The 12,290-nt window shown below is 71.2% G+C and carries 13 protein-coding genes and 1 tRNA gene; 5 read left to right on the top strand and 9 right to left on the bottom strand.

Translation table 11 applies throughout. From position 1 onward, the window contains the following. Window positions 1-5 precede the first annotated feature (5 nt). Window positions 6-1,496, top strand: coding sequence for a CoA-acylating methylmalonate-semialdehyde dehydrogenase (locus MB828_RS42640; RefSeq protein ID WP_301652844.1), 1,491 nt, complete (start codon window positions 6-8; stop codon window positions 1,494-1,496). A gap of 24 nt (window positions 1,497-1,520) precedes the next feature. On the opposite strand, the gene MB828_RS42635 is transcribed toward MB828_RS42640, so the two are convergent. Further along, on the bottom strand, window positions 1,521-1,889 hold the full coding sequence (locus MB828_RS42635) for a MarR family transcriptional regulator (protein WP_301652843.1): 369 nt from the start codon (window positions 1,887-1,889) through the stop codon (window positions 1,521-1,523). Window positions 1,890-2,006: 117 nt separating this feature from the next. Between MB828_RS42635 and MB828_RS42630 the strand changes: the two genes are divergently transcribed. Then, window positions 2,007-2,654, top strand: coding sequence for an ANTAR domain-containing protein (locus MB828_RS42630; RefSeq protein ID WP_301652842.1), 648 nt, complete (start codon window positions 2,007-2,009; stop codon window positions 2,652-2,654). Between the two features lie 22 nt (window positions 2,655-2,676). Here the strand turns inward: MB828_RS42630 and MB828_RS42625 are convergent, their stop codons facing one another. The 5 genes from MB828_RS42625 to MB828_RS42605 all read right to left on the bottom strand — a co-directional run bounded on the left by MB828_RS42625 (window position 2,677) and on the right by MB828_RS42605 (window position 4,872). Continuing rightward, entirely contained in the window at window positions 2,677-2,853 is a 177-nt protein-coding gene (locus MB828_RS42625; RefSeq protein ID WP_301652841.1) for a hypothetical protein, read from the bottom strand. 78 nt (window positions 2,854-2,931) lie between these two features. Next, complete coding sequence (locus tag MB828_RS42620) at window positions 2,932-3,948, bottom strand: DNA topoisomerase IB (RefSeq protein ID WP_301652840.1); 1,017 nt, start codon at window positions 3,946-3,948, stop codon at window positions 2,932-2,934. Continuing rightward, the gene (locus tag MB828_RS42615) at window positions 3,939-4,268 is read right to left on the bottom strand and encodes a DUF3040 domain-containing protein (protein WP_133026711.1); all 330 of its coding nucleotides are present in this window, start codon (window positions 4,266-4,268) and stop codon (window positions 3,939-3,941) included. Before MB828_RS42615 ends, MB828_RS42620 begins: the two co-directional genes overlap by 10 nt. A 142-nt stretch (window positions 4,269-4,410) precedes the next feature. Next, a complete protein-coding gene (locus tag MB828_RS42610) occupies window positions 4,411-4,563 on the bottom strand; it encodes a hypothetical protein (protein ID WP_301652839.1) in 153 nt (50 codons plus the stop codon). Window positions 4,564-4,798: 235 nt separating this feature from the next. Then, a tRNA-Thr gene (locus MB828_RS42605) sits at window positions 4,799-4,872 on the bottom strand. A 216-nt stretch (window positions 4,873-5,088) separates the two neighbouring features. Between MB828_RS42605 and MB828_RS42600 the strand changes: the two genes are divergently transcribed. The 3 genes from MB828_RS42600 to MB828_RS42590 all read left to right on the top strand — a co-directional run bounded on the left by MB828_RS42600 (window position 5,089) and on the right by MB828_RS42590 (window position 7,732). Next, on the top strand, window positions 5,089-6,225 hold the full coding sequence (locus tag MB828_RS42600) for an ABC transporter ATP-binding protein (protein WP_046730995.1): 1,137 nt from the start codon (window positions 5,089-5,091) through the stop codon (window positions 6,223-6,225). A gap of 226 nt (window positions 6,226-6,451) precedes the next feature. After that, window positions 6,452-6,913 (top strand): hypothetical protein, encoded by a 462-nt coding sequence (locus MB828_RS42595; protein ID WP_046730996.1) that lies wholly within the window; start codon window positions 6,452-6,454, stop codon window positions 6,911-6,913. Window positions 6,914-7,000: 87 nt separating this feature from the next. Beyond that, a complete protein-coding gene (locus tag MB828_RS42590) occupies window positions 7,001-7,732 on the top strand; it encodes a nucleotidyltransferase family protein (protein ID WP_301652838.1) in 732 nt (243 codons plus the stop codon). A 152-nt stretch (window positions 7,733-7,884) separates the two neighbouring features. On the opposite strand, the gene MB828_RS42585 is transcribed toward MB828_RS42590, so the two are convergent. The 3 genes from MB828_RS42585 to cysS form a co-directional block, all read right to left on the bottom strand. Continuing rightward, on the bottom strand, window positions 7,885-9,555 hold the full coding sequence (locus tag MB828_RS42585) for a DoxX family protein (RefSeq protein ID WP_301652837.1): 1,671 nt from the start codon (window positions 9,553-9,555) through the stop codon (window positions 7,885-7,887). Between the two features lie 183 nt (window positions 9,556-9,738). Further along, window positions 9,739-10,680, bottom strand: a complete 942-nt coding sequence (gene rlmB, locus MB828_RS42580) for a 23S rRNA (guanosine(2251)-2'-O)-methyltransferase RlmB (protein WP_133026712.1) — start codon at window positions 10,678-10,680, stop codon at window positions 9,739-9,741. A 109-nt stretch (window positions 10,681-10,789) separates the two neighbouring features. Next, entirely contained in the window at window positions 10,790-12,187 is a 1,398-nt protein-coding gene (cysS, locus tag MB828_RS42575; protein WP_301652836.1) for a cysteine--tRNA ligase, read from the bottom strand. Between the last annotated feature and the right edge of the window lie 103 nt (window positions 12,188-12,290).

Here is a 12,290-nt window from a genome sequence, read left to right as displayed (position 1 = left end):
ACCCCGTGAACACCATCCCGCACTGGATCAACGGCGCCGAGGTCACCACCGAGACCACCGCCCCCGTCTTCAACCCGGCCACCGGCGCCGAGCAGGCCCGCCTCGTCCTCGGTGCCGCCCCCGAGGTCGACGCCGCCGTCCAGGCCGCCTCCGCCGCGTTCGAGACCTGGGCCGAGTCCTCGCTCTCGCAGCGCACCCAGGTCATGTTCAACTTCCGCCAGCTGCTCGTGGAGCACGAGGAGGAGCTGGCCCGGATCATCTGCGCCGAGCACGGCAAGACCGTCGACGACGCCCGCGGCGAGATCACCCGCGGCCGTGAGGTCGTCGAGTACGTCTGCGGCCTCGGCGACGTCCTCAAGGGCAGCTTCTCCGACCAGGTCTCACGCGGCGTGGACGTCCACAACTTCCGCCAGCCCCTCGGTGTCGTCGCGGGCATCACCCCGTTCAACTTCCCGGCGATGGTGCCGCTGTGGATGCACCCGGTCGCGATCGCCACCGGCAACACCTTCATCCTCAAGCCGTCCGAGCGCGACCCCTCCGCCGCGAACTTCGTCGCCGGCCTGTACAAGAAGGCCGGCCTGCCCGACGGCGTCTTCAACGTCGTGCACGGCGGCAAGGACGCGGTCGACGCGATCCTCACCCACCCGGGCATCGAGGCCGTCTCCTTCGTCGGCTCCACCCCGATCGCCAGGTACGTCCACGAGCAGGCCACCGCGCACGGCAAGCGCGTCCAGGCGCTCGGCGGCGCCAAGAACCACGCCGTCGTCCTGCCCGACGCCGACCTGGAGTTCGCCGCCAACCACATCACCGCCGGCGCCTACGGCTCCGCGGGCGAACGCTGCATGGCCGTCTCCGTCGCCGTCGCGGTCGGCGACGCGGCCGACGCCCTGGTCGAGATCCTTCAGCGCAAGGCAGGCGAGGTGAAGGTCGGTCCCGGCGACCAGCCCGGCACCGAGATGGGCCCGCTGGTCACCAAGGCCGCCCAGGAACGCGTCGAGAACGCCGTCGGGGGCGCCGCAGCGCAGGGCGCCACCGTCGTCGTCGACGGGCGTGGCCTGAAGATCGACGGACACGAGGACGGCTTCTTCACCGGCCCCTCCCTCCTCGACCACGTCACCACCGACATGGACGCCTACAAGGAGGAACTCTTCGGCCCGGTCCTCGCGATCGTCCGCGCCGAGTCCCTGGACGAGGCGATCGACCTGATCAACGCCAACCCCTACGGCAACGGCACCGCCCTGTTCACCGCCTCCGGCGAGGCCGCCCGCCGCTTCCAGCGCAAGATCAAGGTCGGCATGATCGGCATCAACGTGCCCGTCCCCGTCCCGATGTCGTACTACTCCTTCGGCGGCTGGAAGGACTCCCTCATCGGCGACAACCCCATCCACGGTCCCGAAGGCATCCGCTTCTACACCCGCCCCAAGGTCGTCACCACCCGCTGGCCCGAGCCCAGGCAGCAGCTCACCGCCGGGTTCGACTTCCCCACCTCCAGCTGACCGACCGCACCCGGAAAGGCCAGGTCACGTACGACGTGACCTGGTCTTTTCCGTCTCCTGCGAACTCGGCCCGGCCTGGCGCTCCGCCTCGACCCGGACCAGCATCGCCAGCAGGGAAGCCACCGTGAGCCCCGCCTCGGCCGGGTGGCGCAGCACCTTGCTGGGGTCGATCCGGTACTGGTTGGCGCGGCCGTTGCGGGTGTGGGAGAGGTAACCGTCCTGCTCCAGGTCGGAAATGATCTTCTGGACGGCACGTTCCGTGAGCCGGCAGCGGGCCGCGATGTCCCGGATCCGCGCGTTGTGGTTGTCGGCGATGCTGGCCAGCACCCGCGCATGGCTCGTGAGGAACGTCCACCCGTTGTGCGGCTCGGGAACTGCGTCAACTCCCACCATGCCCCTCAGCGTACGACCGTCTGTTCACGAAGACAAAAACACGAACACAATTTCACGTATGTCTTGACGCGTCTTCATGGTCGTACGAATCTGGAGGAGACAGACCGAGGAGGCGACATGCTGGTGCAGGCGGGACCGACCGGTGACCGGGTGACCGTCGCGGTGAGCGGCGAGTACTGCCTCGACGACGACCAGACCCTCCGGCACGCCCTGCACGACGCCCTCGGCCGTTCGGCCGCGGGCGTGGACCTGGACCTCTCCGACCTGACGTTCGCGGACTGCTCCGCGCTCAACGTGCTGCTGGCCGTGCGCGGCCAGGCGGCCGCCGCGGACAAGACGGTCACCGTCACCGCCGTCAGCCCGGCCGCCGAACGCCTGCTGACGTTCACGGACACCTACACCCTCTTCACCGCCCCGGCCGACGCCACGGACCCGTCCCCCACGGAACCCGACGGAGCCATGCGGGCCGAGGTCGTGCAGCTCCGTCGTGCGCTGCGGACCCGCCCTGACATCGATCTGGCGCGCGGCATCCTCATGGCCACCTTCGGGCTGAACGCCGAACAGGCATGGCAGGCGCTGGTCCTCACCTCCCAGCACACCAACCTCAAACTGCACCGGCTGGCGGAGGACGTGGTGACGACGGTGCAGGGTGCCTCGCTGCCGGAACCGGTCCAGCGGGAGCTGACAGCGGCCGTCTCCCGGGTCCGCGGGGGCACCCGCTCGGAGGACACACGGGAGACGGTGTGCCAGGACCGAGGACGTTGACCGCCCGGGGTCCGGCCGTCGCTCAGTCGTCACCTCGGACGATGTTCCACTCGGCGCCGGCACGCGCGGCGGGCGACGCGCTCTCGTCCACGACGGCGGCCACACAGGTACGGACGCCCCTGCGCGGGAGATGACGCTTCTTCGCCCAGCCGGTCCTCGCCACTCGTAGGGCGGGCTTCTGTGCGGTTGGCCTGGTCACGGCGTCTCATCTTCTCTCTGCGTATTGCCTGTTCACCGAGTAGCCCACCGCCCCGCGCGCAAACATCGGCCACCGTGGTCACGGGCCGATCAGCCGCAACACCGCCTGTTCCACCGCCCCCTGGGTGGCCGGACCGCCCGGCGCGGTGCCGGCGCCCAGGGAGCCGAGGGCCGGGGCGATGGTCCGGCCCTCCTCGAAGCACTCGATGACGCGCGGGTTGATGTACGACGCCCGGCAGACCGCGGGGGTGTTGCCGAGATAGCCGGCGACCTCCCGAACCGCCCGCCGCACGGCCCGCTTTCGGGAGGCGCCGGACTCCTCGGCCACCGGGGCGGAGACGGCCAGGGCGACGGCCGCCAGGACGGTGGCGTGCCAGGTGCGGAAGTCCTTCGCCGTCAGGTCCGTGCCCGCGGACTCGTGCAGGTAGGCGTTCAGATCGGCCGCGTGGACGTCGTGCCAGGAGCGGTGCCGCCAGTAGGCGAAGAGACGTGCGCTGTCGTCAGGCCGCCGCAGCAGGGCCCGGGTTGCACGGGACACCGGCTCGTCGACGAAGGTCCGTGCCACGTCCTTGGAGTTCTTGGCGGTGTAGGTGAAGCGCACCTCGCCGCCGCGGCAGGACACGTGCTCGCGCAGCAGCGTGGTGAGGCCGTAGGTGTCGTTGTCCTTGGTGTACGCCTCGTTGCCGATCCGGAAGAGGCCGAGATCCAGCAGCCGGGCCGCGCACCCGAGGACACGGTCCTGGCACAGGCCGCGCAGGGCGAGGTCCCGGGTCACGTGCTCGCGCAGCCGTGGGAGGGCGGCGGCCGCCCGCAGCACGTGCTCGTGCTTGGCCGCCTCCTGCTGCTCGCGGAACCGCTGGTGGTAGAGGTACTGACGGCGGCCCGCCGCATCGGTGCCGGTCGCCTGGACATGGCCGTCGGGTGCGGGACAGATCCACACGTCCGTCCAGGCCGGCGGGATCACCAGGGTCTCGATCCGCTCGCGCACCGCCGGGTCGGTGATCGTGCGTCCCGCGGTGTCGAGGTAGCTGAAGCCACGACCGCAGCGCCGCCGGGCGTATCCCGGGGCGTGCACGTCGCTGGTTCTCAGCCGCATCGCCGGTACCTGTTCCGGGGGCGCCCGTCGCGGCCGGGGTGGCACAGCAGCCGTATCCCCTGGACCAACGTCAGCGGCCACACCGCGGCGAGGCACCACAGCACGACGGGGTCCGAGGTGCGGATGCCCACGACCATCAGGAAGACGGACGCCACGCCCAGCAGCGCGACGGACAGCCACAGCCAGCCCCGGGCGGGCGGGGCGCCCATCCGGCGCGCGAAGCGACGGTCGCGGCGCAGTCCGGCCTCGATCCCCAGCAGTGCGAGGCGTTCGTACGGGGAGAGCCGTACGTCGTCCGACGGATCCGCACCCTCAGCCATGGTCACGGCACCTTCCTGGGCGGCAAGCAGATTCGGCACCGATGCCGGTTCCGACGGCAGGAGGGTGCTCGCAGCCGAGTGCCCGCGACACGACGACCGATGCGGACCGACCGGGGCGGACAGCCGGGCCGGTCCCGCTGTCTTACGAGGAGGTGGTGAGGACGGTGTCGGGGGGCAGGGTCCGCTGGACCAGGGCGTGGGCGACGTGGGTGAGGCGTTCGCGGGAGCGCACCGCGTAGGCGCGCAGGACGTGCTGGACCTGGGTCACGCTCAGACCGCCGTGCTCGGCGATCATCCCGCCGGCGGCTCCACCCCCCGAGCCGCCGCCGACAACGCCTCCACCACCCGCAACCGCTCCCGCGCCCCCGACAACCCGCCCGCACCCGAACCCGAACCCGCGGAGGACTCACCCGCGGAGGACCCACCGGACACGGCCATCACCTCCACGACGCCGGACTCCCCCACCGGACGCGCAAGACGCACACCACAACCAGAAGGCCAGGTCACGATGTGTGACCTGGCCTTGTCCGAGCCCCCTGTCGGATTCGAACCGACGACCTACGCATTACAAGTGCGTTGCTCTGGCCAGCTGAGCTAAGGAGGCGTGCGCGCGCGTGCGGCGGCGCTGCGCCTGTGCAGTGTACCCAGGTCCCGGACGGGCCCTGTCGAAAATTTCCGCGAAGTTCACAGGCCTCCAGGTACTGACATACGGGGTGAACGCCGGGTACCGTCCTGTGCCAGTTCACTCTCGTGGACTACACCACCTTCCTACAACGGATCGTCCGGCACGTTCCTGCCGGTAGAAGGGGGCCTCTGAGCCATGGCCACTGTCACGTTCGACAAGGCGACCCGGATCTACCCGGGCTCCACCAAGCCCGCCGTCGACGGCCTCGACATCGCGATCGAGGACGGCGAGTTCCTCGTCCTGGTCGGCCCGTCGGGCTGCGGCAAGTCCACCTCGCTCCGCATGCTCGCGGGGCTCGAGGACGTCAACGGCGGCGCCATCCGCATCGGCGACCGCGACGTCACGCACCTGCCGCCCAAGGACCGGGACATCGCCATGGTGTTCCAGAACTACGCCCTCTACCCGCACATGACGGTCGCCGACAACATGGGCTTCGCGCTCAAGATCGCCGGCGTCAACAAGGCGGAGATCCGGCAGAAGGTCGAGGAGGCCGCGAAGATCCTCGACCTCACCGACTACCTGGACCGCAAGCCGAAGGCGCTCTCCGGTGGTCAGCGCCAGCGTGTCGCGATGGGCCGGGCCATCGTCCGTGAGCCGCAGGTCTTCCTCATGGACGAGCCGCTGTCCAACCTGGACGCCAAGCTCCGTGTCTCCACCCGTACGCAGATCGCGTCGCTCCAGCGCCGCCTCGGCATCACCACCGTCTACGTCACCCACGACCAGGTCGAGGCCATGACGATGGGCGACCGGGTGGCGGTCCTCAAGGACGGTCTGCTCCAGCAGGTCGACTCGCCCCGGAACATGTACGACCGGCCCGCCAACCTCTTCGTCGCCGGCTTCATCGGCTCCCCGGCCATGAACCTGGTCGAGGTCCCGATCACCGACGGCGGCGTGAAGTTCGGCAACAGCGTGGTGCCGGTCAACCGCGAGGCGCTCAAGGCCGCCTCCGACAAGGGCGACCGCACGGTCACCGTCGGCGTCCGTCCCGAGCACTTCGACGTCGTCGAGCACAACGGCGAGGTCGCCTCCGCCCTGTCCAAGGACACCGAGGACGCCCCGGCCGGCCTCGCGGTCTCCGTGAACGTCGTCGAGGAGCTCGGCGCCGACGGCTACGTCTACGGCAGCGCCAAGGTCGGCGACGACCTCAAGGACCTGGTCGTCCGCGTCAGCGGCCGCGCGGTCCCGGAGAAGGGCGCCACCCTGCACGTCGTGCCGCGCCCGGGCGAGACCCACGTGTTCTCGACCTCCACGGGTGAGCGTCTCTCCGACTGAGCGCCCGTCCCGGTGACAAACCTCTGACCAGGGTGAATCTACCCAGGTTGACGATGAGGGCCCCGCAGCCTGCTGCGGGGCCCTTTCCGTTGCCCGATTTACCCCGGCAAGCGGGTGGTTTTCGAGCAGTGTGCGTCAACCCCCTACCCAGAACAAAGCCCTTCTCCATCCCCCGAACCGGTGACTAAATGTCGCCAAATCATTACCGCACGCTACCCTCACACGCGTGAAGCACTCCACCACCCCTCAGACGCGACGTGGCCACCGGGGCGGCCCTGCCCGCCGGATCGGCCGCACACTCGCCCTCGTCCTCCCCGTCGTCCTGGTGCTCTCCGGGACCCTCGCCGTCACCCGCGTCAACTGGACGGGGAGCCCGCGGAACTCGGTGCTCACCGCGACCGACGTGACCGACGCGAAAGTGTCCCGCAAGGCCACCGTCCAGGCCCCGCAGGACGTGCTGCGCGACCAGCTGATGACCGAGCTCCAGGACAAGAACCCCGGCCAGGTCCTGACCCACCTTCAGCAGGCGGTCAACGGCCACCCGTCGCTCGCCGAGCACTGCTCGTCCATCGCCCGCGCGCTGGGCCGCGCCGCCGTGCGCATCTATGGCGCCTCGCGCGCCCAGGGGTACGCCCGCCCGGTCTGTGACACGTCGTTCGCGTCCGGTGTCCTGGCCGCGCACAGCTGACCGCCGGCGGGTGCGCAGGTAACAGCTCCTTAAGGGGTCCCCGGGCGGCGGGCAGCCGCACCGGGGACGCGTCGTACAGTTCGGGGCATGACCCATCCGAACGCCGCGTTGCGCCCCACTCAAGCCGTGGTCCTGGCCGGTGGCCAGGGCTCACGGCTTCGCCCGTACACCGACGACCGGCCCAAGCCGATGGTCGAGATCCCCGGTACCGGCACGCCGATCATCGGCCACCAGCTGACGTGGCTCGCCGAGGAGGGCGTCACGGACGTGGTGGTCTCCTGCGGCCATCTCGCCGACGTTCTGCAGAAGTGGCTGGCGACGGCCGACCTGCCGCTCTCCGTCACCACGGTGGTGGAGAACGAGCCGCTGGGCCGCGGCGGCGGCCTCAAGTACGCCGCCCGGCACCTTCCCCACCCCGACCGGCCCTGGTACGCCACGAACGGTGACATCTGGACGCGGTTCTCACTGCGTGACATGGCCGACTTCCACACGGAGCGGGACGCGGTGGCGACGCTGGCGCTCGCCCGGCCGCGAATCCCCTGGGGCGCGGTGAAGACGGACGGCTTCGGGCACATCACCGACTTCATCGAGGCGCCGCCGTCGACGTTCGAGATCAACGCGGGTGTGTACGTGTTCTCCCCCGCGTTCGCAGGGATGCTGCCGGAGCGGGGGGATCACGAGCGGACCACGTTCCCGCACCTGGCACGCAGCCGGCAGCTGGCGGGGTTCCCGATCCCGCAGGGGGCGTACTGGCGGGCCATCGACACGGCGAAGGATCTGACGGAGGCGGCGAAGGAGCTGACCGCGCTGGGGCGGTAGCCGACAGGGGACCTACGGCCAGTTGTCGGCTGCGGGTGCGTGGGGGGGTGCTCGCGCAGTTCCCCGCGCCCCTAAAGGGGCGCTTGCAGCGGGCGCGCGTCGAGAAGCCCCGTACCTCTCGCGGTACGGGGCTTCTTGCTCTGCTGGTCCTGCTAGCCCAGTAGGCCGCCCACCAGGCCCGGCTGGCCGGAGGAGGACGTGCCGCCGCCGGTGGTGGTGCCGGTGGAGCCGCCCGTGCCTCCGGAGGAGGACGTGCCGCCGGTCGCGGTGCCGCCCGAGGTCGGGCCCGCGGTGGTCGGGGCCGGGGCGGTGTGCCGGGGCGGCGCCTGGCCCGTCGTGCCCTGGGTCTGGCTGGGGGTCGTGGTGGTCGTGCCCGTGCTGTGGGTGGCGCCCGGGGTGGTCGCCGCCTGCGACGGGCTGGCGGAGGCATCCGCGGAGGGCGCCTTGGACGCCGGCGGGCTGGCCTCCCGGCGCTTCGTCGGCTCGCCCGGCAGCGGGGAACCGGGCAGGTTGTTGCGGGGGGCCTCGCCGGGACCGGGGACGACCACACGGCTGGAGTCGCGGACCGCGCCGCCGAGCAGGGAGCCGATGAGCAGGGTGAGGCCGATGGTGACGGCCGTGACCAGCGCGCCCCGGCGGAGCACGAAGGCGCGCAGGTCCCAGATGTCGGAGTGAGGGCCGAGGCGCCGCCAGGCGCTGCCCGCGAGGCGGCCGTCCACCGAGTAGACCGGGGCGCCGGCGATGATCAGCGGCGACCAGGCGGCGAGGTAGATGATGTCGGGGGCGTCGTACGCGGGGACCGTCTTCCAGCTGACGGTGACGATGAGCGCCGCGGAGAGCAGCGCGCCGACGACCGCGGCGACCCGTTGCCAGCAGCCGAGGACGGTCAGCACGCCGACGATCACCTGGAGGAAGGCGATGACCAGGCCGGAGCCGACCGGGTGCTGGAGGGCGAACTGCCGCAGCGGCTCGGCGACTTCCCACGGGTGCAGGGTGTTGAGCCACTTGACCATGGAGCCGCGCTTGCCGCCGTCGAAGTAGACGGGGTCGCACAGCTTGCCCATGCCGGCGTAGATGGAGATGAAGCCGAGGAAGATCCGGAGCGGGAGCAGGACGACGCCGAGGTTCATCCGGCGGCCGGGGTAGTACGCGTGCCGGGCCGGATCGCCGTCGCCGGACCGCCGGCTCGACAGCGGTTCGCCGAAGTCCTCGAACCGGTCGTCGTCGTAGCCCTGTTCGTCGTAGCCCGGTCCGCCGTAGCCGGGCTCGTCGTAGGCGCTGCCGACCGTCGGCAGGTCGGGGAGCAGCCGGTTCTCGCCGGAGACCGGGGAGCGCGGGTGGCCGACCAGCGGCGTCTCGACGGTCTGGTCGAGCGCGCCGTAGCCGTCGCCGACCCGCGGGATGACCTGGGTGGCGCCGCCCGGTTCGAGGCGTTCCTCGGCGTGCCGGACGCTGCCGCCCCGGACGGCCTGGAGCAGCCGGTGGGCGCCGGTGTCGTCGGGCGCGGACTTGCCGCTCCAGACGACGGGGCGGCGCCGGCCGGGTGCCGCCCCCGCTCTGCCCGCCGGGCCTGCGACCGGGATGCGCGCGGTGTCCTCGGTGGCGCTCAGGTGCCGTGCGACCCGGGGGGATTGGGTACGCCGTGTCGATACGCCCAGCTGCACGCGGAAACTCGCGTGGTTGACGATGACCTGCGCCGGATCGCTCGGCACCTTCACCATGCTCAGCGCGGGAGCGTCGTCGGGCCCGGAAGCGAATCCGGAGCGGAATCCCGGCGAGCGGTCCCCCGTGGGTGTGCGGGGTGTTCTGGTGTCCACACTCATCTAACCGAGTGACGTGGAGTTAGGACACTGCTTTGACCGGCCGGATGTGTCCGGACCCCGTCAAGGATGTCCTGGACGCCGGAATTACCCCGCACGGGTGAGGTTACGGACGTTTGTTCAACCCGGGCGGCGAGGCGCCTCGCACCGCCGCCGGCCCCGCTGCCCAGCCGCCCGGTACCGCCGTCAGCCCCGCTGCCGGGCCGCCTCGTACAGCACGATGCCCGCCGCCACACCCGCGTTGAGCGACTCCGCGCCGCCCGGCATCGGGATCCGGACCCGGAAGTCGCAGGTCTCGCCGACCAGTCGGGACAGGCCCTTGCCCTCGCTGCCCACGACGATGACGACCGGGCCGGACAGCGCCTCCAGGTCACCGACCTCGTGCTCGCCGTCCGCGGCGAGGCCGACGATCGCGATCCCCGCCTTCTTGTACGCCTCCAGCGCCCGGGTCAGGTTCGTGGCGCGGGCGACGGGGGTGCGGGCCGCCGTACCGGCCGACGTCTTCCAGGCGCCCGCCGTCATACCGGCCGCGCGCCGCTCGGGCACGACCACGCCGTGGCCGCCGAAGGCGGAGACCGAGCGGACGACCGCGCCGAGGTTACGGGGGTCGGTGACGCCGTCCAGGGCGACGATCAGCGGGTCCTCGCCCTCGTCGGCCGCGGCGTGCGCCAGGTCCTCGGGGTGCGCGTACTCGTACGGCGGGACCTGGAGGACCAGACCCTGGTGGTTGAGGCCGTTGGTCATGCGGTCCAGCTCGGGGCGCGGGGCCTCCATGAGGTTGATGCCACCGCGCTCGGCGGCGAGCTGGAGGGCCTCGCGGACCCGCTCGTCGTTGTCGATGAACTGCTGGACGTAGAGGGTGGAGGCGGGCACGCCCTCGCGCAGCGCCTCGACGACCGGGTTGCGGCCCACGACCATCTCGGACGTGCCCCTGCCGCCCCGGCCGCGCGCCACCGGACGGCGCTGGGTCTGCTTGGCCTTGGCGGTGGCGATGCGGTTCTTCTTGTGACCCTTGCGCATCTCGGCGGGCGGGGTCGGGCCCTTGCCCTCCAGGCCTCGGCGCCGCTGGCCGCCACTGCCGACCTGCGCGCCCTTCTTGCCGGACATGCGGCGGTTGTTGGCTGCCATGAGTTACCCGTCTCCGTGAGCTTCGTTTCGTACGTACGTCTTATGCAGTGTGCCGCCCGGGGGGCCGGGCGGCACAGTTGATCTTCAACGACCGGCGATCGACCGACGGTCAGGACCTGAGGGTCCAGCGGGGCCCCGAGGGGCTGTCCTCGATCGCCAGCCCGGACTGGTTGAGCTGGTCGCGGATGGCGTCGGCGGTCGCCCAGTCCTTGCGGCCGCGGGCGGACTCGCGCTGGTCGAGGACGAGCCGTACCAGGCTGTCGACGACCCCGTGCAGGTCCTCGCCCTGGTCCGCCTCGCCCGCCCAGTGGGCGTCGAGCGGGTCGAGGCCGAGGACGCCCAGCATGGCGCGGACCTCGGCGAGCCGGGCCACCGCGGCCTCCTTGTCGTCGGCGGCGAGCGCGCTGTTGCCCTGCCGGACCGTGGTGTGCACGACGGCGAGCGCCTGCGGGACGCCCAGGTCGTCGTCCATCGCCTCGGCGAACGCCGGCGGGACCTCGGACGAGGGCTCCACGGCGCCCCCGGCCAGCTCCACCACGCGCTGCACGAACCCCTCGATCCGCGCGAACGCCGACTCGGCCTCGCGCAGCGACTCCTCGCTGTACTCGATCATCGAGCGGTAGTGCGGGGTGCCGAGGTAGTAGCGCAGCACGATCGGACGCCAGGTCTTGACCATCTCGGAGACGAGGACCGAGTTCCCGAGGGACTTCGACATCTTCTCGCCGCTCATGGTGACCCAGGCGTTGTGCACCCAGTACTGGGCGAAGTCGTCGCCGAACGCCTTGGCCTGCGCGATCTCGTTCTCGTGGTGCGGGAAGATCAGGTCGAGGCCGCCGCCGTGGATGTCGAAGGCCTCACCGAGGTACTTGTGGGCCATCGCCGAGCACTCCAGGTGCCAGCCGGGACGGCCGCGCCCCCACGGCGTCTCCCAGCTGGGCTCGCCCGGTTTCACGGCCTTCCAGAGCGCGAAGTCCCGCTGGTCCCGCTTGCCGGTCTCGCCCTCGCCCCCCGGCTGGCGGAGGTTGTCCAGCTCCTGGTTGGAGAGCTGGAGGTAGTCCGGGTAGGAGCGCACGTCGAAGTAGACGTTGCCGTCGGCCTCGTAGGCGTGCCCGCGCTCGATGAGCCCGCGCATCATCTCGATCATCTCCGGTACGTGCCCGGTGGCCCGGGGCTCGTACGTCGGCGGGAGGCAGCCGAGCGCGGTGTAGCCGTCGTTGAAGGCGCGCTCGTTCTCATAGCCGATCGCCCACCAGGGACGGCCCTGGTCGGCGGACTTGGCGATGATCTTGTCGTCGATGTCCGTGACGTTGCGGATGAACGTCACGTCGTAGCCGCGGTATTCGAACCAGCGGCGCATGATGTCGAAGTTCAGGCCGGAGCGGATATGACCGATGTGGGGCGCCGCCTGCACGGTGGCACCACAGAGGTAGATCGAGACACAGCCCGGCGTGAGCGGGGCGAAGTCACGGATCTGCCGGGCGTTGGTGTCGTACAGGCGAATAGTCACGGGACCAAGGGTAGTGGGCGAAGGGTGGTGCGTGGCACCGGTATGTGAAGCACCGTGGGCGTGTACGGGTCAGTGGGGGTCGAGCGCGCGGTCACCCGCGCCC

Origin of the sequence: Streptomyces arenae, from assembly GCF_022343545.1 — a bacterium.
GTDB classification, from domain to species: Bacteria; Actinomycetota; Actinomycetes; order Streptomycetales; family Streptomycetaceae; genus Streptomyces; species Streptomyces humi.
The sequence above is the reverse complement of the archived record's forward strand: the minus strand, read 5'-3'. Positions and strand labels throughout refer to the sequence as shown.

Coding starts and splice junctions, on each gene's coding strand:
- rlmB (WP_133026712.1), bottom strand. CDS start 10,680: ATGGCAGCCAACAACCGCCGCATGTCCGGCAAGAAGGGCGCGCAGGTC.
- MB828_RS42620 (WP_301652840.1), bottom strand. CDS start 3,948: ATGCGGCTGAGAACCAGCGACGTGCACGCCCCGGGATACGCCCGGCGG.
- MB828_RS42600 (WP_046730995.1), top strand. CDS start 5,089: ATGGCCACTGTCACGTTCGACAAGGCGACCCGGATCTACCCGGGCTCC.
- MB828_RS42585 (WP_301652837.1), bottom strand. CDS start 9,555: ATGAGTGTGGACACCAGAACACCCCGCACACCCACGGGGGACCGCTCG.
- MB828_RS42590 (WP_301652838.1), top strand. CDS start 7,001: ATGACCCATCCGAACGCCGCGTTGCGCCCCACTCAAGCCGTGGTCCTG.
- MB828_RS42630 (WP_301652842.1), top strand. CDS start 2,007: ATGCTGGTGCAGGCGGGACCGACCGGTGACCGGGTGACCGTCGCGGTG.
- MB828_RS42615 (WP_133026711.1), bottom strand. CDS start 4,268: ATGGCTGAGGGTGCGGATCCGTCGGACGACGTACGGCTCTCCCCGTAC.
- MB828_RS42610 (WP_301652839.1), bottom strand. CDS start 4,563: ATGATCGCCGAGCACGGCGGTCTGAGCGTGACCCAGGTCCAGCACGTC.
- MB828_RS42635 (WP_301652843.1), bottom strand. CDS start 1,889: ATGGTGGGAGTTGACGCAGTTCCCGAGCCGCACAACGGGTGGACGTTC.